17 protein-coding genes are annotated in these 20,797 nt (G+C 72.0%); 16 read left to right on the plus strand and 1 reads right to left on the minus strand.

Features of this window, described 5'->3' with window-relative positions; translation table 11 throughout:
- From VGX25_RS00110 to VGX25_RS00185, 16 genes are all read left to right on the plus strand, one after another.
- A partial coding sequence (locus tag VGX25_RS00110) for a hypothetical protein (RefSeq protein WP_326915404.1) occupies positions 1-234 on the plus strand: 234 nt, incomplete at its 5' end.
- Positions 231-1,481 carry a DUF4255 domain-containing protein gene (locus VGX25_RS00115; RefSeq protein WP_326915405.1) on the plus strand — a complete coding sequence of 417 codons (1,251 nt, stop codon included), beginning with the start codon at positions 231-233 and terminating at the stop codon, positions 1,479-1,481. The genes VGX25_RS00110 and VGX25_RS00115, both read left to right, overlap by 4 nt.
- On the plus strand, positions 1,481-3,511 hold the full coding sequence (locus VGX25_RS00120; protein WP_326915406.1) for an ATP-binding protein: 2,031 nt from the start codon (positions 1,481-1,483) through the stop codon (positions 3,509-3,511). The genes VGX25_RS00115 and VGX25_RS00120 overlap by 1 nt, the downstream gene beginning before the upstream one ends.
- Entirely contained in the window at positions 3,508-3,774 is a 267-nt protein-coding gene (locus tag VGX25_RS00125) for a hypothetical protein (RefSeq protein ID WP_326915407.1), read from the plus strand. Before VGX25_RS00120 ends, VGX25_RS00125 begins: the two co-directional genes overlap by 4 nt.
- Positions 3,771-5,660: a DUF4157 domain-containing protein gene (locus tag VGX25_RS00130; protein WP_326915408.1), complete on the plus strand. Its 1,890-nt coding sequence runs from the start codon at positions 3,771-3,773 to the stop codon at positions 5,658-5,660. Before VGX25_RS00125 ends, VGX25_RS00130 begins: the two co-directional genes overlap by 4 nt.
- Before the next feature lie 13 nt (positions 5,661-5,673).
- Positions 5,674-6,306 (plus strand): hypothetical protein, encoded by a 633-nt coding sequence (locus VGX25_RS00135; protein ID WP_326915409.1) that lies wholly within the window; start codon positions 5,674-5,676, stop codon positions 6,304-6,306.
- 12 nt (positions 6,307-6,318) lie between these two features.
- Entirely contained in the window at positions 6,319-6,657 is a 339-nt protein-coding gene (locus VGX25_RS00140; RefSeq protein ID WP_326915410.1) for a LysM domain-containing protein, read from the plus strand.
- Positions 6,650-7,771, plus strand: coding sequence for a hypothetical protein (locus VGX25_RS00145; protein ID WP_326915411.1), 1,122 nt, complete (start codon positions 6,650-6,652; stop codon positions 7,769-7,771). Before VGX25_RS00140 ends, VGX25_RS00145 begins: the two co-directional genes overlap by 8 nt.
- Complete coding sequence (locus VGX25_RS00150; protein ID WP_326915412.1) at positions 7,768-8,286, plus strand: phage baseplate assembly protein V; 519 nt, start codon at positions 7,768-7,770, stop codon at positions 8,284-8,286. Before VGX25_RS00145 ends, VGX25_RS00150 begins: the two co-directional genes overlap by 4 nt.
- 9 nt (positions 8,287-8,295) lie before the next feature.
- Positions 8,296-8,628, plus strand: a complete 333-nt coding sequence (locus tag VGX25_RS00155; RefSeq protein ID WP_326915413.1) for a hypothetical protein — start codon at positions 8,296-8,298, stop codon at positions 8,626-8,628.
- A 5-nt stretch (positions 8,629-8,633) separates the two neighbouring features.
- Positions 8,634-8,996, plus strand: a complete 363-nt coding sequence (locus tag VGX25_RS00160; RefSeq protein ID WP_326915414.1) for a GPW/gp25 family protein — start codon at positions 8,634-8,636, stop codon at positions 8,994-8,996.
- Positions 8,993-11,845 (plus strand): putative baseplate assembly protein, encoded by a 2,853-nt coding sequence (locus VGX25_RS00165; protein WP_326915415.1) that lies wholly within the window; start codon positions 8,993-8,995, stop codon positions 11,843-11,845. The genes VGX25_RS00160 and VGX25_RS00165 overlap by 4 nt, the downstream gene beginning before the upstream one ends.
- The gene (locus VGX25_RS00170) at positions 11,842-15,078 is read left to right on the plus strand and encodes a putative baseplate assembly protein (RefSeq protein ID WP_326915416.1); all 3,237 of its coding nucleotides are present in this window, start codon (positions 11,842-11,844) and stop codon (positions 15,076-15,078) included. Before VGX25_RS00165 ends, VGX25_RS00170 begins: the two co-directional genes overlap by 4 nt.
- Positions 15,075-17,210 (plus strand): hypothetical protein, encoded by a 2,136-nt coding sequence (locus VGX25_RS00175; RefSeq protein WP_326915417.1) that lies wholly within the window; start codon positions 15,075-15,077, stop codon positions 17,208-17,210. Before VGX25_RS00170 ends, VGX25_RS00175 begins: the two co-directional genes overlap by 4 nt.
- Positions 17,211-17,219: 9 nt before the next feature.
- Positions 17,220-18,728, plus strand: a complete 1,509-nt coding sequence (locus VGX25_RS00180) for a DUF6519 domain-containing protein (RefSeq protein ID WP_326915418.1) — start codon at positions 17,220-17,222, stop codon at positions 18,726-18,728.
- A gap of 15 nt (positions 18,729-18,743) precedes the next feature.
- Positions 18,744-20,054: a DUF4157 domain-containing protein gene (locus VGX25_RS00185; protein ID WP_326915419.1), complete on the plus strand. Its 1,311-nt coding sequence runs from the start codon at positions 18,744-18,746 to the stop codon at positions 20,052-20,054.
- A gap of 10 nt (positions 20,055-20,064) precedes the next feature.
- Here the strand turns inward: VGX25_RS00185 and VGX25_RS00190 are convergent, their stop codons facing one another.
- Positions 20,065-20,742, minus strand: a complete 678-nt coding sequence (locus VGX25_RS00190) for a glycosyltransferase family 2 protein (protein ID WP_326915420.1) — start codon at positions 20,740-20,742, stop codon at positions 20,065-20,067.
- Positions 20,743-20,797 lie beyond the last annotated feature (55 nt).

Raw genomic sequence — 20,797 nt, forward strand, 5'->3', positions numbered from 1 at the left:
CCGGTCAGGCTCGCGACGCGCCCGGACCCGCCCGTGCGCCCCGCGGCACCGCGGATTCCGGTCGTGCCGAGGCGGGCGCCGGTCGCCGAGCCGACCGTGCACATCAGCATCGGGCGCGTCGAGGTGCGGGCGACCGCGGAACCGGGCGCGCCGAGCCGTGCGCCGGCTTCGGGCCGGCCGCGGCTGAGTCTGGATGACTATCTGCGTGGGCGGGCGGGGGGTGATCGCCGGTGAGCGACGAGGACGCCATCTCGGCGGTGACCGACACGTTGCGCCGACTGGTCGCGGTGGGTGTGGAGAGCGTCGGTGGTGCGCAGGTGATCACCAAGCCGCCCAACGAGATGGCGTCGGGCGGGCAGGACAGGCTGGTGAACCTCTTCCTGTTCCGGACCGATGTGGACGGTGCGCTGCGCAACGAGGACCGGCTCGACCTGGTGGCGGGGGAGATCGGTGACCAGCCGCTGCCGCTCGTCCTGCACTACCTGCTCACCCCGTTCGTGCGGGACGGCAACGACGTCGTCGCACACCAGCTGCTCGGCGCCGCGATCCGGATCCTGCACCAGTACCCGGTGCTCGACCCCGCGGAGCTGGACGGCTCGGCGGTGCCCAGCAACGTCGCCCACCAGCTGGACCGAATCCGGATCACCTGGCAGCCCCTGAGCGAGAAGGACATCTACTCGCTGTGGTCGGCCTTTCAGGCGCCGTACCGGATGTCGGTGGCATACGAGGTCCGGCCGGTGCTCATCGACAGCACCCGGGCGCCGCGCACCCCGGTGCCGGTGCTCAAGCGCGGCCGGCAGGACGAGGGCCCGGTCGCACGCGGCGACGTCGAGTCGCCGTTCCCCGAGCTCCTCGAGGCGGTGCCGGAGAACGGGCAGACGGTGGCCCGGTCGGGGGAACAGGTCGTGCTGCGTGCGGCCAACGCCGTGGCGCAAAGCGTCGAGGTCCGGCTGTCCCACCCGCTGGTGGCCGAGCCGGTCACGATCCCGATCCCACCGCAGGACGTGACGGCGAACGAGGTCCGGTTCGCGCTCGCCGGCGCCCCGGACGCCTTCCCGGCCGGCCTGTGGTCGGTCGCGCTGGCGCTGACCGACGTGCTCACCGTGGACGGCGTCGAGCAACCGGTCACCACGGTGACCAACGAGGTGCCGCTGCTGATCGCGCCCCGGATCACCGTCGTCGAGCCGGCCGTCTCACCCGACACGGACGGCACGGTCGTGCTGCGGGTCACGCTCGGCTACACGCCGGCGGCCCTGCCGGGGCAGCCGGTGCTCATGCTGCTCGACGGGCGGGCCGCGGCGCCGGACGTCACCGATCCGCCGCAGCCCCCGGACAGCCCGCGCTTCACGTTCCGGCACACCGCGCCGGGCAGGCACCTCATCCGGATCCGCGTCGCCGGAGTGGACAGCGTGCTGATCGACCGGTCGGGGGATCGGCCGGAGTTCGATCCCACCCAGTCCATCATCGTCGAGGAGCCGTGATGAGCGGATCCATTGTGGACGATGCGGGCTGGGAAGACGCCAACGGCCGGTTCCTCACGGTGTCGCTCGAATGGTTGCGGCTGCTGCTGCGGCGCCAGATCGACCGCCGCGCCCGGCCGCCGGCCGGCCCGGCGCCGCGGTCCCGCCCGTTCGGTAAGAGGTCCACTGTAGACACCGGACCGGCGCGCGTCTCGGACGAGCAGCTCGAGCGGGCCGCACGGGCGGTGGCGCAAGCCGAGGCGGTGACGCCGCCACCCGCACTGGTCGACCTCGCGGCCAGCCTCGGGCTGTCCCGGTTCGAACGCGACACCCTGCTGCTGTGCGCGGCCGTCGAGTTCGACCCGGCCATGCCGGAGCTGTACGCGCTCGCGCACGGCGCCGAGGGCAGGTCGTACCCGACGTTCGGGCTTGCGCTGTCGGTGTTGCCGGATCCGGCCTGGGAGGTCGTCTCGCCGCAGCGGGGCCTGCGGTTCTGGCGGCTGATCGAGATCACCCAGCGCGGCGGCCAAGGCCTGATCGACAGCGCCGTGCGCGCCGACGAGCGCATCGTCAACTACATCAAGGGCCTCAACTATGTCGACGACCGCCTGACCCCGCTGATCACCCGACTCGATCCGGCGCCCGGCATCGAGCAGGCGCTGCCACCGTCCCAGCGGGCCGTTGCCGACGAGATCGCGCGACACTGGCGGGCCGGAGGCGGCGTCCCGGTCGTGCAGCTCGTCGGCCAGGACGACGCCGGCAAGCGACTCGTCGCCGCGCACGCGGCGGTGGTCTCCGGGCTGATCGCCTACCGGCTTCCCGCGTCGCTGCTTCCGGCCCAGCCGGAGGAGCTGGACCACCTTGCCCGCCTGTGGCTGCGCGAGTCGACGCTCCTGCCGCTTGCGCTCTACCTCGACGTCGAGGACACCGACGCGGGCGAGGCCAGGCCTCCGGTCGCGCGGTTCCTGTCCAGAATGGCCGGACGCGCGGTGTTCGCGACCCGGGAGAGCTGGCCGGACCTCGGCAGGCAGTCGCTGGCGTTGGACGTCGAACCGCCGACCCCCGCCGAGCGCGCCGCGGCCTGGCGGGCCGCGCTCGGGCCGGGTGCCGAGGTCGACCCGCTCGCCGCGCAGTACGGGCTGCAACTGTCCGCGATCCGGGAGATCGCCGCCGTCTCCGGCGGTGACCCGGACGCGGCCTGGCGCGCCTGCCGGGTCCGCACCCGCCCGCGGCTCGACGCGCTCGCCCAGCGACTGGAACCCAAGGTCGGCTGGGACGACATCGTGCTGCCGGAGGACGGGCGGCGGTTGCTCGGCCAGATCGCCGATCAGGTGGCCCAGCGCACCCGGGTCTACGAGACCTGGGGGTTTGGCGAACGGATCACGCGCGGGCTCGGCGTGAGCGTGCTGTTCGCCGGCCCGAGCGGGGTGGGCAAGACCATGGCCGCCGAGGTGCTGGCCAACCAGCTCCGGCTCGACCTGTACCGGATCGACCTGTCCGCCGTGGTGAGCAAGTACATCGGGGAGACCGAGAAGAACCTGCGGCGGCTCTTCGACGCGGCCGAGGGCGGCGGATCGATCCTGTTCTTCGACGAGGCCGACTCGTTGTTCGGCAAGCGCAGCGAGGTGAAGGACGCGCACGACCGCTACGCCAACATCGAGATCAACTATCTGCTGCAGCGCATGGAGGCCTACCGGGGCCTGGCCATCCTGGCGACCAACCTGCGCACCGCCCTGGACAACGCGTTCCTGCGGCGGCTGCGGTTCATCGTGGAGTTCCGGTTTCCCGGTGCGGCCCAACGAAAGACCATCTGGGCAAAGGCCTTCCCACCGGCCGCCCCCCGCGCCGCGCTTGACTACGACCGCCTGGCGCAACTGCAGGTCAGCGGCGGCATGACCCGCAACATCGCCCTCAACGCCGCCTTCCTGGCCGCCTCCGCCGGGTCCCCGATCACCATGCGGCACGTCCTCGACGCCGCCCGCACCGAGTTCCAGAAACTCGAACTGCCTATCCGCGACCGTGACTTCGCCTGGACCGAGGAGGCCCGGTGAGAATCGAGCTCCACATCGACCGCGTGATCCTGGAGGGCGTCGGTGACCAGCGCCACGCCCGGCTGATCGCAGACGCCGTGCGGGCGGAACTGTCCACACTGCTCGCCGGGACACCCAGGACGACCTGGCGGCCCGGCCGGCTGCGGCGGGTCGAGGCACCCGCCGTCCGGTCGGCCGGCCTGCCGGCGGTGCTCGGCCGCCGGATCGCCTCAGCTATCCACAGTGGACTCACGGCGGCGCCGGGGCGAAGGAGCGGGGCATGATCGCAAAGGCGGCCCCGGCCCCGGCGCCGGCGCCGGATCCGGTGCGGCAGCGCCACGAGTCGGGAATCCTGCGGCGGTGCGGCGGGCGGCCCTGCGACTGCGAGCACGACGAGCAGCGCCCGGTTCGGCGCAGCGCGACCGGCCCGGCGCCGGCCACGGCGCCGCCGCTGGTGCACGACGTCCTGCGCTCGCCGGGAAGCCCGCTCGACGCGGGCACCCGTGCGCACCTGGAACCCCTGTTCGGCCACGACTTCAGCCGGGTGCGCGTGCACAGCGACGCCCGCGCGGCCGCTTCCGCCCGCGCCGTGCATGCCCGCGCGTACACCGTCGGCGAGAGCATCGTGCTCGCCGACGGCGCCCCGACACCGGGTTCGGCGGCGGGACGGCGGCTGCTGGCCCATGAGCTGGCCCACGTCGTCCAGCAGAGCGCGGCCGGGACCACCGTCGCGGCGCCGTCGCTGACCGTCGGAGCGACCACCGACCCCGCCGAGCACGAGGCCGACCTGGCCGCCGACGCGGTGACATCGGGCCGTCCCTACCGGGCCACCGTGCGGCTGGCGCGGGCTCCGCTGCGCAGGCAGGCCTACACCCCGGCGGAGGGGACCTCGGTCATCGTGGACACGATCGAGCCGGGCACCTTCCGCCCGCAGGGCATGGTCTTCGACGCGCGGATGCGCCGGGAGCACTACCGCACGCAGGCCGAGGCCACCCGGGCCCAGGCGGGCGGCACCGTGCCGATCATGGACACCGGGTGGGCGCGCATCAGGTACGACGCGCTCACCCGAGAGCTGACCCTCCCGGTGAGCGTGAACGTCCGGGGCGCCGTGCCGGCGGACATCAACCCCACGTACCTGAACCGCCCGCAGCCGATCCCGCCGACCGTCGATCCGCAACTCGTCCAACGGGTCGCCGACGAGTACGTGCGGGCCTGCAACACCACGCTCAACGGCTGGTACGAGGTCGTCTTCGAGAACGGCACCGGAGCCTGCTCCGGCCCGCCGGTCCCGATTCGGGTGCAGGTCACCAAGACGAGTGCCACGCCCGACTTCACGATCGTCGTCAGCAATCTCGATGGCCGCTCGTTCGTGCAGCCCGGAACGAGCCCCGGCACCGTCATGCTGTTCTCGGCGGGCCTTGGCACGAGGACCCTGGCGCACGAGGGAACGCACATGGTGCTCGGTCACCCGGACGAGTACCGCGAGGACGATCCCGCCCTGCTCCAGGGATCCCCGCAGCAGACGGGGATCGAGCGGCACCGCTACGACTGGTCGTTGTCGGGGCCGCATCGGGACTATCCGCGGTGGATTCAGCTGCACCAGCGCCACTTCTCGTTCGTACCCGTGTTTCTGCGCGCCGTGATGGCCAACCTCGGGCAGCCGCGGTGCCGCCCGGTGCTGCGTGAGGTGCGGCGGCCCGTGGTGCCCGAGTTCCGGGTGCCGCTCACGATCGGCTACGCCTCCTACGGCGGCGGTGCGTTGCACGCCGGCACGGGGTTCGAGGTCGGCCTCGACCTGAACCGGCGGCGGGACTGGATGCTGTTCCTCGGCGCGCACGCACACCTCATGGTGCCCATGAGCCAGCAGATGGCGTTCCTCGCGGGAGCGCGGATGGGGCTGGAGTACCGCACCCGTCCGGTGCGCGGCGGAGCCTACTTCGGCGGGTTCGGAGAGTTCGGCGCCGCCACCGAGTTCCAATCGTTCGGCGCGACGCCGCCGCCCAGACCGCTCGCGCCGTTCGTCGGGGCCGGAACGCAGCTCGGCTACAGCAGCGGACCCATGGGTGGGGCGCTGCTCAACGTGGGCGCGGAAGCGGGCGTGGGTATGCGGGTGGATCAGGAGGCGCTGCGTTGGTACCGGATCGGCCTGTCGATGGGGTTGTCGTTCTAGTGGGGAGAGACCGATGAGCACGTTCCCGGAGGCGGGTAGGCCGGTGCGGGGTGGGTTCGTGTTCGTGGACCCGGGGTCCGGTCGGGCGATCAAGACGGTTCCGTTTCAGTACAACCCGGACACGGTGACCAGAACGTTGCAGCCGCAGGGGATCGGCAACGAGCCGGGGGATCGGTTGGAGGCGTTGCGGCTCAAGGGGCCGCCGCACGAGTCGTACAAGTTCGACGCCGAGTTCGACGCGACGAGCGCGCCGGAGCGGTATCCGGACGGGCTCAGTCCCGTGCTGTCGGCGCTGGAGTTGAGCATCTATCCCACGGCGAGCCAGCTGGTCGAGGAGGACCGGCTCGCCGAGGACGGGAAGATCGAGATCGCGCCGGCGGAGGCGCCGCTGACGGTGCTCGTGTTGGGGCGCAAGCGGGTGCTTCCGGTGCGGATCACGGAGTTGAGCGTGGCCGAGGAGGCGTTCGACGGAATGCTCAACCCGATCCGCGCGAAGGTCAGCCTCGGGGTGCGCGTGCTGACCGTCGACGATCTCGGCCACAGCCACAAGGGTGGCCTGCTCTACCTGGGTTACCAGCGGCAGAAGGAGATCCACGCCGGTTCGGTCGCCCATCCCCTCGCCGATGTCGGTCTGTCCACGCTGTGAAGGGATACCCGAATGTTCTCCGTCACCAGTAGATACCACGGTATCCCGACCGCGACGCACACCCTGCCGGACGGCCGCCGGGTCACCTACGTGCGCAGGCGGTTGCTGCCGCAGCCGGAGCAGCTGGCGCAGCTCGCCGAGCACGTCGTGGCGCCGGGCGAGCGGTTGGACCACATCGCCGGCCGGCATTTCGGCGACGCCGAGCAGGCGTGGCGGATCGCCGACGCCAACCGCGCGATGGATCCGGAGGAGCTGGCCGTGCCCGGCCGGCGGCTGCGGATCACGTTGCCGGCCGTCATCACCCAGGCCGCCGGGGTGCTCTCGGTGCCGGGGAGCGCCGGCCATGGCTAAGAGCCTGCAACTCCTGCTCCGGATCGGGAACGTCGTGACGACACCCGCGCCGCGGGCGCTGCTGGACGCGCTGCGGTCCGTCCAGGTCACCGCCAGCTCCGGCCAGCGCAGCGGGTTCCAGCTCAGCTTCGCGGTGAGCAAACGATCGGTCATCACCGAGACCATGCTGCCGGCCGGTCTGCTCGACCCGCCCGCCCGGGTGATCATCGTCGCGATCGTCGGCGGATCCGCCGAGGTGCTGATGGACGGTGTGATCACCCGGCACGAGCTCGCCCCGAGCGACACCCCCGGCGCGTCGACGCTCACCGTCACCGGCGAGGACCTGCTGGCGCTGATGGACTTTCGGACCGAGCACGCGTGCTATCCGGCCATGCCGCACAACGTCCGGGTGCTGCTGGTGCTGCTGAAGTACGCGATGTACGGGATCGTCCCCGCGGTGTTGCCCCCGGTGATCCCCACGATTCCGAACCCGCTCGACCAGATCCCGATCCAGTCGAGCACCGATCTCGTCTACCTCAACGCATTGGCCGAAGAGGTGGGCTACACGTTCTTCCTCACGCCGGGACCTGAGCCGGGAATGAGCGTCGCGTACTGGGGTCCGGACGTGCGCGCCGGCCTGCTGCAGCCGGCGCTGACCGTCAACTCGGGCGCGGCGAGCAACGTCGAGTCCCTGTCGTTCAGCTTCGACGGGCTGTCCAGGACGCAGTACACCGTCCGGATCACCGAGCCGAACACGAAGATCGGCGTCGCCCTCCCGATTCCGAGCCTGAGCCTGCTCAAGCCACCGCTCGCCGCGCGCCCCGCGGTCACGCTGAAGGAGGAGCCGCTTGTCAAGATCACCGACAGGTCGGTTCCCGACGCGATGCTGCGAGCGATCAGCATGACCTCGAAGGCGGCCGACGCGGTCACCGGGCAGGGCAAGCTCGACGTCCTGCGCTACGGGCACGTGCTCAAGTCGCGGCACCTCGTCGGCGTGCGGGGCGCCGGGCTCAACTACGACGGGCTGTACTACGTCACGAGCGTCACGCACGAGATCAAGCCCGGCGAGTACAAGCAGAGTTTCAGCCTCTCCAGGGACGGATTCGTCCCGTTCTCCGATCGGGTGCTGCCATGACAACCGCTCAGAACGCGTTCAAGGATCTGTACAAAGGCGTCGTGGTCTCCAGCTACGACCCGATGCGGCAGAACCGAATCATGGTGCGGGTCGACGACGTTCTCGGCAACGATCCGTGCATCTGGGCCACCCCGCACGCGGCCGTGGCCGGCATGCACGTCGTGCCGGCGGTCCAGTCGGGAGTGTGGATCCGGTTCGAGGACGGCGACATCAACCGCGCCACCTGGACCGGGTTCTGGCGGGGTGGCATGGCCGAGCAACCGCCGATCGCCGACACGATCCCGCCCCAGGTGCCGCAGGTCGTGCTGGGCACGCCGCTGCAGAACTATCTGCTCATCACCGACATGGCCGGCCCGACCGGCGGCATCCAACTGCAGATCCGCGGGCCGGGCGGGCCCTACATCAAGCTCAGCGAGGCCGGCATCGAGATCTCGTGCGGTCCCGGCCTGGCCACCATCCGCCTCGCCGCGACCGCGGTGGACATCAACAACGGCGGCCTGACCGTCCTGAGGTAGGGAAAAGCGATGCCGGGTCTCATCGTCCATAGTGGAATGACAATGACCTGCCCGCACGGCGGTTTTGCCAGCATCCTGCCGAGCGGGCCGCCGCGGGTGCTGGTCGACGGCATGCCGGTGGCTACGACGGCCAACCAGATCCCGGTGGCCGGATGCGCCGCGCAGCCGACGCCGGACACGAAGGTCCAGTGGGTCAACGTGTCGGCGCGGATCGTGGTCGACGCCCAGCCGGTTCTGCTGCAGGCGCCGCCGTCGGGACCGGGCAACGCGGTGTGCGTGGGCGCGGCACCACCCGCGCCCCCGGTCGTGGCCGCCATGCAGGTTCGGGTGACGGGATCGTGAGCCCGATGGACATCGACTTTCCGTTCCACGTCGACGCTCGCGGCCGGACCGCGGACACCGACCATCCGGATCACGTCCGGGACCTGATCGAGCAGTTGCTGTTCACCACCCCTGGCGAGCGGGTCAACCGGCCCGACTTCGGTTGTGGCCTCCTGGATCTGCTCTTCGAGCCCAACAGCCCGGAGCTGGCCGCCGCGCTCGGGGTGTCCGCCGAGGGCGCGCTGGAACGCTGGCTCGGCGACGTGATCACCGTCGACTCGCTGGTCGTGACCGCGCAGGAGAGCACGCTCCGGATCGAGCTGCGGTACGTGGTCATCGCGACCGGGGAGCGGCGGACCGAGCTCATCGAGGGAGGCGCGGCCACATGACCTGCATCGACGAGCGGCGCCGGGTCAGGGTTCGGGCGAGCCGGTACAACGGGATCGACGGCATCGACGTGCACGACGACCGGGTGACGCTCACCGTGATCTTCTTCGGCAAGGCGCCGGAGGAGCTCGAACCGGTGAACTTCCGCATCGACGGTGGGCGGCGGATCGTCGGCATCGAGGTGACCGGGGTCGAGTTGTGCGCCCATGAGGACCCGGAGCTCGAGGACCGGGTGCGGTTGACCGTCGACCGGCCCGGTGACCGGTCGACCTACCGGCTGTGCGTGGTCGAGGCCGGGCCGGGCACCGCGCCTTATCCCGGGTTCGATCCGCGGTACGCCTGCGCCGAGTTCACCTTCTTCCCGGACTGCGCGGATCTCGACTGCAAGACCGCCCCTGACCGTCCACAGGAGAGGGTCTGGGAGCCCGAGATCGACTACCTGGCCAAGGACTACGCGAGCTTCCGGCGACTGCTGCTCGACCGGCTGTCGCTGACCATGCCGGCATGGACCGAGCGGCACGTGCCCGACATCGGCATCGCACTGGTCGAGCTGCTCGCCTACGAGGGCGACCGGCTGAGCTACCGGCAGGACGCCGTGGCGACCGAGGCATACCTGGACACCGCGCGGCGGCGGGTGTCGGTCCGCCGGCACGCACAGCTGGTCGACTACGCGATGCACGACGGCTGCGCGGCCCGGTCCTGGGTCTGCCTGGAGACCAGCGAGGAGATCACCTTGCCGGCCGGCGACTTCCGGTTCGTCACGTTGCCGCCCGGGGTGCTGGCGAACCGCGGCGCGGCCCTGCTGGCGAGCGATCTGGACCAGCGGGGGATCCCGGCCCACGAGGTGTTCGAGCCGGTGCACCACGAGCCGGTCGTCCTTCGCCCGGCGCACAACATGATTCAGCTGTGGACCTGGGGTGACCACGGGTGCTGCCTTCCCGCCGGCGCCACCTCTGCGACCCTTGTGGACGGTGCGGGCGGCGGGGACGAACCGGCCAGGGAGCTCGACCTCGCCCCCGGCGACGTCCTGCTCTTCGAGGAGCTGCGCGGACCGAGGACCGGCGCCGCGGCCGATGCCGACCTCGGCCACCGCCAGGCCGTCCGGCTGACCGCGGTCACCGAGGCGGTGGACGAGCTGTACCGGCAGCCGGTGCTCGAGGTGACCTGGGACCGGGCGGACGCGCTCACCTTTCCGTTGTGTGTCAACGCACGCGGCGGTCCGGACTGCACGGATCTCACGGTCGGGGTGGCCAGGGGGAACGTGGTGCTCGTCGAGCACGGCCGCGGCATCGCCTGGTGCGGCGGCCCGTCCGAGGCCATCGAGGTGCCCGAGCCCCCACCGGGAGCGCCGGGCTGCCCCGACCCGGTCGACTTCGGTTGCCCGGACGACGTGCCGGGCCGACGTCCGGCGTACCCGCCGATCCCGATCCGGTTCCGGCCGGAGCTGGGCCGGTCTCCGGTCACCCAGAGCGCGCCGTTCCCGGCCGGCGCCGATCTCGCCACTGCCCAGGCGCGGCGGTTGCGCGGGCTGCCCGAGCGGACCAGGCGCCGGCTCACCGCGCTGTGGCGCAGGCTCCGTAACGACGATCCGTCCCAAGAGGACATCCGGTATCTCGCGGTGCTGTTCGGCCAGGGCACGTTGCGCAAGGTGCGGTTCGACGCGGACCCGCGGCAGGCGGTGCGCACGCTGCTGATCAGGTTCGACGAGTTGCTCGCGGTCAAGCTGGCGCGGCTGGCCGACCTGATCCGCAGGGCAAGGGCCGGCTACGTCCTCGGCGCCGGCGAGAGCTGGGAGATCGCCCAGACCTGGGGCCGGGATGAAGGCGACGGCATCGGCGCGCAGAACCCGGCGTTCCGTGGTCCGGCGGCGCTGGCCACGCGACCCGATCCGCGGGCCGCGCTGCCGGTGGTCGAGGTCACCGATCGGTATGGACGGTCCTGGCGGCCCCGCCGAACCCTGCTCGACAGCGGGCCCGCCGACCGGCATTTCGTCGGCGAGGTCGACGACGACGGCGGGTTGACGCTGCGCTTCGGCGACGGCCGGACCGGCGCGTCCTATCCCCTCGGCGGCACGCTGCATGCCCGTTATCGCGTCGGCAACGGGACGGCGGGCAACGTGGGCCGCGAAGCGATCAACCGGATCGTGTTCTGCCGGACAAGGCAGACCGGGATCCGGCTGGTGCGCAACCCGCTGCCGGCGACCGGCGGCACCGATCCGGAACCGGTGGCCGAGGTGCGCCTGCGGGCGCCGGGGGAGGCGCGGCGCCGCCTGCTGCGCGCGCTCACCGCCGCCGACTACGCCACGCTGGCCGGCCAGGTGCCCGGCGTCCAGCGCGCCGCCGCCGACCTGCGGTGGACCGGAAGCTGGTACGAGGCCCAAATCGCCGTCGATCCACTCGGCACCGGACGGGCGCCCGACTGGCTGCTCGACGAGGTCCGCGAATCTATGTACCGCTACCGCCGGATCGGTCACGACCTGTCGGTCGCCACGGCGGTCCTGGTGCCGCTGGACATCGCGCTGCGGGTCGAGGTGGATCCCGCCCACATCACCGGACACGTGCGCGCGGCGCTGCTGCGGCTGCTCGGCGCCGGCCGCGACGGGCTGTTCCACCCGGACCGGCTCACCTTCGGCACCGCGATCCGGGTCAGCGCGCTCGTCGCCGCCGCGGCGGGCGTGCCCGGCGTTCGCCACGTCGAGGTGACCAGGTTGCAACGGCTGTTCGGCCCGCGCAGCGACGCGCTGGAGACCGGTGTGCTGCCCATCGGCGCCCTGGAGGTCGCGCAGCTGGACAACGATCCGTCCCGGCCGGAGGACGGCCTGCTCACCCTCGCAATGGGAGGTGGCCGATGAGCCGCGAGTGCTGCGCCGGAGTCGAGGCCCGGACCCCGGCGCCGTCGGACAACCGGCCCGGCCTGCCCGCACTGTCCTATCGGGCCGGTACGCACGGACGGTTCCTCGAGGCGATGCTGGCCCGGTTGTCCAGCCGGCGGGCGCTCGACGGGCTGACCACCCGCGAGCCGGACGACCCGGCGATCGCGCTCCTCGACTGCTGGGCGCTCATCGGCGATGTCCTGACGTTCTACCAGGAACGGATCGCCAACGAGGGATTCCTGCGCACCGCGACGGAGCGGGAGTCGCTCGAGCACCTCGGCCGGCTCGTCGGGTACGCGCCCCGGCCCGCGCTCGCCTCGAGCACCTACCTCGCCTACACCCTCGATCCCGGTGCGACGAGCGTGATCCCGGCCGGGTCGGCGGCGAAGAGCGTGCCGGAGCGGGGCGAGCTGCCGCAGACGTTCGAGACGGCCGAGGAGCTGCAGGCCCGCGAGGAGTGGAACGCGCTGCAGGTCCGCCGCACCGAACCGCCGGACATCACCGCGGCGAACGCCCCGGTGGACGCCCAGAAGTCCTTGGCGCGCCTGGACATCGCCGGAACGGCCGCCAACCTCAAGGCGGGGGACCGGCTGCTGTTCCTGTTCGGCGGCGGAGACCCGGCCGTCCGGCTGGTGAAGGAGTCCACACCGGACTTTGCGGCGAATCGGACCTCGGTGAGCCTCGTCTCGCGGGGCACGGAGCTGGACGAGTTCGAGCGGGCGCGGGACACGCTCACGGCCGCCGTGACCGAGGCCCGCGAGGCCCCGGTCGTCACCGGCAACGACCTGGCCCGCGCGATCGACGAGGCGCGGCTCGCGCCGTTGGCGGCCGCGCTCGACGCGGCGCCGAACGCGGACGATGTGCTCAGCGGCACGGTCGCCGACGAGCTCGCCCGGCTGCCGGAGGCGGAGGCGATCGCCCGGCCGCGGGCGGACCGCCCGCTGCGGGACTGGTTCGACAACGAGATCAAGGACGTGCGCACCGCGGGCGCGGAATTGCTCGCCGTGGCCGTGCGGCTGGCCCGCCGCAGCCCGACCGAGGTCGAGGAGCTTCGCGCGCTCGCCGAACGGTTGATCTGCGGGCCGCCGTCATCGTGCCCGCAGGGGCCGCCATGCGAGGATCCCGCAAGGGCCACCGGGTTGGTCGCGCTGGCGCCGATCCTGCCCGCCCTGCGGCGGGAACCGTCCCGCCCACCGCGCAACTCCCGCACGCTGACGGCCACCACCGGGGAGCGGTTCCGCGCCGATTCCGACGTGCTTCCGAAGCTGCTGACCGCGGCCGATCCCCGGCTCGCCCCGAACCTGCACCGCGCGTGGGCGAACCAGGAGATCGCCCCGCCGGCGCCGCTGGCCGGCCTGCAGGTGATGCGGATCAAGGCGCGGGTCACCGCGATCGAGCCGCACACCGACCCGCCGGTGCCGCTCACCGTCCAGCTCGACGCCGTGTACGACGCGATCCTGCCGCACAGCCGGGTGATCGTCGAGGGCGGCGCGAAGCCCGAGGTCAGGCTCGTCAACAAGGTGTGGCAGGCCACCGTAAAGGTTGAGGTGTCCGGTGTGGACGGTGAGCCTCCCGCGATCACCCACACGGTGCCGGTGACGTGGCTGGAACTGGAAGGCAATACCCTGCCGGCCCCCGCGGAGCGGTACGTCGTCTGGGCACGGGGGGAGGAGCTGACCCCGCTCGGCGATCCCATCACCGACGACGTCGGGAAGGGCGAGATCGAGCTGGCGCGGGCGTACGACGGCCTTCGGCCGGGGCGCTGGCTGGTCATCGCCGGCGAACGCACGGACGTGCCGTACACCGGCGGAGTCCACGCCGCCGAGCTGGCCATGGTCGCCGGTGTCCGGCAGCGCGTCGACCCGGGGCGACCGGGCGACTCGGTGCGGACCACCCTGGTGCTGGCCAACGATCTCGCCTACACCTACCGGCGGGACACGGTCACCGTCAGCGGCAACGTCGTCGCGGCCACCCAGGGCGAGACCCGCACCGAGGTGCTCGGCAGCGGCGACGCCAGCCGGCCGAACCAGTCGTTCCGCCTGCGCCAGGTGCTGGACCAGACCCCGCTCACCCGAACGGCGGCGGACAACCCGCTCGGCGCGGAGAGCTCGCTCACCGTCCGGGTGAACGGCGTCGCGTGGCACGAGACCGACGGGCTGATCTGGGCCGGCCCCACCGATCACTCCTACACGCTGCACGCCGCCGCCTCCGGCGTCTCGGTCGAGTTCGGCGACGGCGGCCACGGCGCCCGGCCGCCGAGCGGAACCGAGAACATCACCGCCACCTACCGGACCGGCGCGGGCAGCTCCGGCAACGTCGCGGCCGGCACGATCACTCAGCTTGCGGCCCGCCCGCTCGGCGTGGGCGCGGTGACCAACCCGCTGCCCGCCACCGGCGGCGCGGACGGCGACGGCCCCGGTGACGCGCGGGCCGTCACCCCGCTGCGCACGCTCGCCCTCGACCGGCTGGTGTCGGTGCGCGACTACGAGGACTTCACCAGGGCAAGGGCGGGCATCGGCAAGGCCAGCGCGGTCAAGCTGTTCGACGGCAGGCGGGAGGTCGTGCACGTGACGATCGCCGGAATCGGCGACGTGCCCATCGATCCCCGTTCGGACCTGTTCGGCGCCCTCGAGGCCGCGCTGACGGGCTTCGGCGAACCCGGGGTGCCGGTCACGGTGGCCGTGCGGGACCGCGTGCTGCTCGTGCTGAGTGCCGGGATCAAGATCCTCGCCGACTACTCGTGGGACTCGGTCGAGCCCGCGGTGCGCGCCGCGCTGCTGGCCGAGCTCGGTTTCACCGCACGGGCGCTCGGCGAGCCGGTGTACCTCAGCCAGGTCATCGCGGCCGTCCAGCGGGTCGATGGCGTGGAGTACGTCGACGTCGACCTGCTCGCCGGCATCCCCGGCGACGTCACCCCGATCCGGCTTGCCACCCTCCTCGACGAGCTGGCCGGCGCGCCGGCGTGCGTGCCGGCCGGACCCGCCCGCTACGAGGAGCGGGTCCATCGAGTGGAGCCGGGTGACACGCTCACGCTGATCGCGCACCGCTACGGCCTGAGCATCGACGAGCTCGCCGGGCTGAACCCCCGGCTGCCCGGCGCCGATCTGTCCACTGTGGAGGAGATCACGGTGTTCCGTGGGATCCGCCCGGCCCAGCTCGTGGTGCTCCCCGCCGACGTGCCGGAAACCCTGACGCTGCGGAGGATCCCATGACCGCCGATCGGCTCTACCGACTGCTGCCCGGAATCTACCGGCAGCGCGACGCCGAGCAGGGGCGGCAGCTCGAGGCGCTGCTGGCGGTCATCGAGGAGCAGGCCGACATCCTGGGCGCAGACATCGAAGCGCTGTACGAGGACTGGTTCATCGAGACCTGCCGGGACTGGGTCACGCCCTATCTCGGGGACCTGATCGGCTACCGCATGCTGCCCGGCTCCGCCGAGACGCTCGGTGCCGCAAGCGTGCCGGCGCAACGACTGCTGGCCGTCCTGGCCGGTCGTCGCGATGTCGCGCACACCGTGGCCAACCGCCGCCGCAAGGGCACCCTTGCGGTGCTCGAACAGCTGGCCAAGGACGTCGCCGGCTGGCCGGCGCGCGCGGTGGAGTTCCGCCAACTGCTCGCGGTGAGCCAGGCGGTTCGCCTGCATGGCAGGGATTCCCGGGCCGACCGGCGGCGGCTGTCCCGCGGCGCCCTCGTGGATCTGCGGGCCGGCGACGCGCTGGACCGGGTGGACGGTCCGTTCGACGCGCTGGCGCATTCGGTGGACGTGCGCCGGATCGGTTCGGCACGCCGGCAGGGACGGCACAACATCCCGTCGGTGGGCCTGTACGTCTGGCGGCTGCGCGCCTACCCGGTCACCGGAGCACCCGCGTACTGCGAGGACCGGGCCCGTGCCCACTTCACGTTCAGCATCCTCGGCAACGACACGCCGCTGGTCGCCAAGCCGGTCGAGGAACCGTCGCCCAACCACATCGCCGACGAGACCAACGTTCCCGCGTTCATCCGGCGGCGCGCCTTCGCCGACCGGACGGCGCACTACTACGGACCCGGCAAGAGCCTGTGCATCTACCGTGCGGGCGGAGAACCGGTCGGGTTGAGCGAGATCGTGCCCGCCGACCTATCCGGGTGGGGATACAGCCCGAAAAGGGGGCAGGTGGCCGTCGACCCGGTGCTCGGCAGGATCGCCTTCCCGGTCCGTGCCGCCCCGGACACCGGCGTGTGGGTGGACTACCACTACGGGCTGGCCGACGACCTCGGCGGCGGTGAGTACGTCCGGCCGCCGGAACCCGAGCACCCGGTCACCCGGTACACGGTCGGCCCCGGCGAGCACGACGACTTCCGCCAGATCATGGCGGCGGTCGAGCACTGGCGTGCGGAGAAGGCCGAGGACCCGGGGAAGCGGGAGGCGGTCATCGAGCTGACCGACTCGGGCGCCTACCAGGAACAGATCGAGCTGCGGCTGGATCGCGGCGACCGGTTGACGCTGCGCGCGGCGCCATCGGCGCGGCCGGTGCTGCGCCTGCTCGACTGGTACAGCAACCGGCCGGATGCCTTGCGAGTCAACGGAACCGGTGCCGGCGACCCGGACGCGCCGCCGCCGCGGATCGTGCTGGACGGCCTGCTGGTCACCGGGCGCAGCGTGCGGGTGAGCGGACCGGTCGGGCAGGTCGTGCTGCGGCATTCCACCCTGGTGCCGGGCTGGTCGCTCGATCAGCACTGCCATCCCGAGCACGAGGAGGAGGCCAGCGTCGAGCTGTCCGACACCCCGGCCTGCCTGCAGGTCGAGCGCAGCATTCTCGGCACGATCCTGGTCAACGTGGACGAGGTGGCCGGCGAGCCGAACCGGATCTGGCTGTCCGACAGTGTTCTCGACGCGGCCGGCGCCGGCCTGGCCGCGGTGACGGCGCCGGACGAGCGGCACGCGCACGCCGTGTTCAACGCCCGGCGCAGCACGATCTTCGGACACGTGCTGGCGCACGCCGCAGGCCTGGTTGAGAACTCCATTGTGGACGGTCAGCTGCTGATCGCCCGCCGGCAGTCCGGTTGCGTGCGGTTCTGCTGGCTGCACCCCGGATCCCGCACCCCGGCGCGGTACCACTGCGTGCCGGAGCGATCCGCCGATCCGGCCCGCGTGGCGCCACGCTTCACCAGCATCCGTTACGGCACGCCGGGATACGCGCAGCTGGCGGTGGGCTGCCCGGACGAGATCAGGCGCGGCGCCGAGGACGGTTCCGAGCTGGGCGTCTTCCACGACCTGTTCCAGCCGCACCGCGAGGACGGCCTCCGGCAGCGGATCGACGAGTACACACCGGCCGGAAGCCATGCCGGCATCGGGATCGTGACCTAGGAGGGCGTGATGCAAGCCGACTTCTCGCGGGACACCTTCGACCCGGCCAAGCACTTCTCCGCGGTGCTGTCCCAGCAGGGCCGGGTGCAGTTGGACGCCGACCTCAACGAGCAGGCCGCGATCCTGCTGCACCAGCTCCGCACCGCGGTCGCCGACGTCGTCGGCCCCGCCGGGGCGCCGGCGGCGGCGCCGGGGTTCGAGATCACCCAGATCCCGGGCAAGGTCGTGGATCTCGGCATCTCGCCCGGCCGGATCTATGTGGACGGAATCCTCGTGGAGAACGGCGACCCGACGACCTACTGGACCCAGCCGGACGGCCACCTCGATCCGGACAACGCCGACGACAAGCTGCCCGACGGGCCGCACCTGGTGTACCTGCGGGTGTGGGAGCGTCTGGTCACCGCCATGCAGGACCCGGCGATCCGCGAGGTCGCGCTCGGGGACCCGGGCCCGGACACCGCGGCAAGGGCCAAGGTCGTCTGGCAGGTCGCGGCGCTGCCGGTGCAGGCGAGGACCGTGCAGGATGCGCGGACGGAGTTCGGCAACTGGCTGCAGACCACCCGACCCACCGGCATGCTCATGGCCGACGCGAAGCGGCCGACCGAGGCCACCGACGATCCGTGCCACCTTCCCCCCGACGCGCGGTTCCGCGGACCGGAGAACCAGCTCTACCGGATCGAGGTGCACACCGGCGGACCGGCGTGGCCGAGCACCGGCCCGCAGGCGCCGACCCGGCGCAGGGGCAGGGCGAGCGCCGCGAGCGTGGCCGGCGCCACCTTCAAGTGGTCAAGGGAGAACGCCTCGGTGGTGTTCGCGATCGAGTCCATCGCGGGCGCGGTGGTCAGGCTCGCCGGGCTCGGCCGCGACGGCAAGCTCGGCCTCGAGGTGGGCGACCGGGTGGAGATCGTCGACGACACCGTGACCGCACGGGCCGCCGGCGACGTGGTGCTGGCCGATCCACCCGTGGCGGCGCCGAGGTTGTGGCGGGTGCAGACGATCGACCCGGCCGACCGGACCGTCACCCTCGACGGGGAGGTGGACGGCCCGGTCGGCGGCAACCCGTTGCTGCGCCGCTGGGACCACGCATCGACCCCCATCGGGGCGCCGCCGGCCAACCTGGCCGAGGACGGCGCCATACCGATCCGCGAGAACGAGTGGATCGACCTCGAAGACGGTGTGCGGGTGCGCTTCGAGGCGCCTGCGGAGGTGAAGGGCACCTACCGCCGGGGTGACTACTGGCTGATCCCGGCCCGCACCGCCATCGGCGACGTGCTGTGGCCGGAGTCCGGGACCGGCCCCCTCGCGCGGGCTCCGCACGGCGTCCGGTACCACCACGCACCGCTCGCCTTCGTGTCCGACGGCACCGTGGACAGGACCCCCCGCCACGTCTTCGTTCCCCTCGCCGCGCCACCCGAGAGTCAGAGCAAGGAACTCGCGACCACGCCGTCGAAATCTCCTGCGCCCCGCCAGCCGCGGTCGCGCTCCCGCCGTGCCGCTCAAGCAGAGACCGAGGAATGAGCCGAGGTGATGACGATGCGGGCCATCGCGACCCGCCACGCGCCGAGCATCGACGTGCCGCCCGTGGCGGCGCCGATCGTGCGGCGCTGCGGTGCCAGGCAGTGCCCGCCGGGTGCGTGTGACCAAGACGACGAACGGCCGGGACTCCAGCGCCATGCCGTGGGCGCCGGTCCGCGGGTCGCGCCACCCGTCGTGCACGAGGTGGTGCGTTCGGCGGGGGAGCCGCTGGATCCGCGGATCAGGGCCACCATGGGGGCACGCTTCGGGCACGACTTCAGCGGGGTTCGCGTGCACGCCGACACCAGGGCCGCGGCGTCCGCGCGCATGATCGCCGCTCGGGCCTACACCGTCGGCTCGCACGTCGTCTTCTCGTCGGGCAGCTACCGGCCGGACACCGCCTCCGGGCAGCGACTGATCGCACACGAGCTGGCCCACGTCGTTCAGCAGGCCAACGCCGGGCCGCCGCGGCCGGGTCTGCTGATCGGCCCGGCCGCCGACCGGTTCGAGCAGCAGGCGGACCACGCGGCGAGCCGAGTTCACGACGGGCGCCCCGGCCGAATCGCATCCGCCGGGCCCGCTGTCGTACAACGAGATACCCGGCCGGAGGAGGACGAGATCCACGATCGGCTCGTCGAACGCTGGCGCTCGGAGCACGGGCTGCCGCCGACCGGCGTGGACGAGTTCGGCCAGCGTGTGGGGCCGACCGCCGGTCAGATCAAGTATCGCCTCAACGCTCCGGCGGCCCCGGCGGGAGCGTTGGACGCGCGAGCGCAGGCCATCATCGCCGCCGCGGCGGACCAGAGGGTCGCCGCGGCAACCCGGGCCATTCAGGCGGTCCGCAGCATCCTGAACACCTACTATCCGCGGGAGGCCGCGCTGATCTCCAACGTCGTCTTCGATGCTGGAATGGCCGGCCTGCAGACGACCGTGGCCACCGGTCCGACCGCGACCGGGGTGATCACCGTCGGAAACGATTTCCTGACCAACACCACGCCGGTGCATTTCGCCCGCCGGGTGCTGCAGGTGGATCACGAGCTGGAACATGTGCGGCAACACCGGCGGAGCATGGGCGGTCCGGCGACCCAGCCGCTGCGGGAGTTCCTGGCTTTTCAGCGAGAGGCCCTTGCCACCGAGGTGCCGGGAACCGGCCGGATGCCGCACGCGACCCGGGTTCGCCTGATTGACGCCGCGCTGGGGAACTACTGCCGCCTGAGTCCGCAACTCCGGACACAATACGATGCGGCACGGGCCGAGTTGCTCGCCGCGAGAGCTCGCCATCAAGCCGCAAGTGGCCACGCCCCCACCGCGCCGCCGACGTGCCCCTAGCGCCGCACCGTTACGACTCCGTGAGCGGCCAGTCGTCGCCGAGCACGCCGGTGATCTCCCGCTGCGGTCGGGGATGCCACCAGGTGCTCGAGGTGCTCTTCGTGGCGACGTTTCCGGAGTGGATGGTCGCGACGTAGAAGCGCGGGTTCGCCAGCGTGCCGATCCGTGGGCCGGCCGGGCTCCACAGCCAGTCGGTACCGAACGCGATCTGCTCGTCCGGGAAGGGTTTCGCCAGCAGGTACTCCCGCAGGAAGCAGAAGGTCGGCGTGGCCACCCAGGGCCGCTCCCTGCGCGGATACTCGTACCGCCACCCCTGCCCGGTCCGGAGGTCCAGGTACAGCAGGACCCGCGAGCCCGAGACATCGACGTCCTGGCCGAGAAACTCGGCGACCTGGTACGACAACCGCCACGGCGCCATCCAGTCGTCATCGTCCCAGATCACCGCGAGCTCGCCACGGGCCAACCGGCACCCGATGTTGTGCTTCGCGCCGATGGTGTGCCGTTCCGGAAGCCGGATGTAGGAGATCCGGTAGTCGGCCGGAATCAGGTCCTCGACCGGATCCTCGCCGTCGTCCACCACGACGAGCTCGCGTTCGGGGTAGTCCTGGCGCAGAAAGTACCGAATGGCATGCGGCACGAAGGCACGGCGGTTGTAGGTCGGCATGATGCACGACACCAGCGGTTTCATCTGGCGAGCATCTCCGCACTAGCGAATAGCTGGAGCGTCTTCCGTCCATTTTGCC

Origin of the sequence: Actinophytocola sp. (genome assembly GCF_035942955.1) — a bacterium.
Classification (GTDB): Bacteria; Actinomycetota; Actinomycetes; order Mycobacteriales; family Pseudonocardiaceae; genus DASYTH01.

What these genes read in the sequence shown, in the direction of transcription:
- VGX25_RS00185 (WP_326915419.1), top strand. Translation starts at nt 18,744, where the DNA reads ATGCGGGCCATCGCGACCCGCCACGCGCCGAGCATCGACGTGCCGCCC.
- VGX25_RS00180 (WP_326915418.1), top strand. Translation starts at nt 17,220, where the DNA reads ATGCAAGCCGACTTCTCGCGGGACACCTTCGACCCGGCCAAGCACTTC.
- VGX25_RS00155 (WP_326915413.1), top strand. Translation starts at nt 8,296, where the DNA reads ATGCCGGGTCTCATCGTCCATAGTGGAATGACAATGACCTGCCCGCAC.
- VGX25_RS00140 (WP_326915410.1), top strand. Translation starts at nt 6,319, where the DNA reads ATGTTCTCCGTCACCAGTAGATACCACGGTATCCCGACCGCGACGCAC.
- VGX25_RS00170 (WP_326915416.1), top strand. Translation starts at nt 11,842, where the DNA reads ATGAGCCGCGAGTGCTGCGCCGGAGTCGAGGCCCGGACCCCGGCGCCG.
- VGX25_RS00165 (WP_326915415.1), top strand. Translation starts at nt 8,993, where the DNA reads ATGACCTGCATCGACGAGCGGCGCCGGGTCAGGGTTCGGGCGAGCCGG.
- VGX25_RS00120 (WP_326915406.1), top strand. Translation starts at nt 1,481, where the DNA reads ATGAGCGGATCCATTGTGGACGATGCGGGCTGGGAAGACGCCAACGGC.
- VGX25_RS00175 (WP_326915417.1), top strand. Translation starts at nt 15,075, where the DNA reads ATGACCGCCGATCGGCTCTACCGACTGCTGCCCGGAATCTACCGGCAG.
- VGX25_RS00150 (WP_326915412.1), top strand. Translation starts at nt 7,768, where the DNA reads ATGACAACCGCTCAGAACGCGTTCAAGGATCTGTACAAAGGCGTCGTG.
- VGX25_RS00160 (WP_326915414.1), top strand. Translation starts at nt 8,634, where the DNA reads ATGGACATCGACTTTCCGTTCCACGTCGACGCTCGCGGCCGGACCGCG.
- VGX25_RS00130 (WP_326915408.1), top strand. Translation starts at nt 3,771, where the DNA reads ATGATCGCAAAGGCGGCCCCGGCCCCGGCGCCGGCGCCGGATCCGGTG.
- VGX25_RS00145 (WP_326915411.1), top strand. Translation starts at nt 6,650, where the DNA reads ATGGCTAAGAGCCTGCAACTCCTGCTCCGGATCGGGAACGTCGTGACG.
- VGX25_RS00135 (WP_326915409.1), top strand. Translation starts at nt 5,674, where the DNA reads ATGAGCACGTTCCCGGAGGCGGGTAGGCCGGTGCGGGGTGGGTTCGTG.
- VGX25_RS00190 (WP_326915420.1), bottom strand. Translation starts at nt 20,742, where the DNA reads ATGAAACCGCTGGTGTCGTGCATCATGCCGACCTACAACCGCCGTGCC.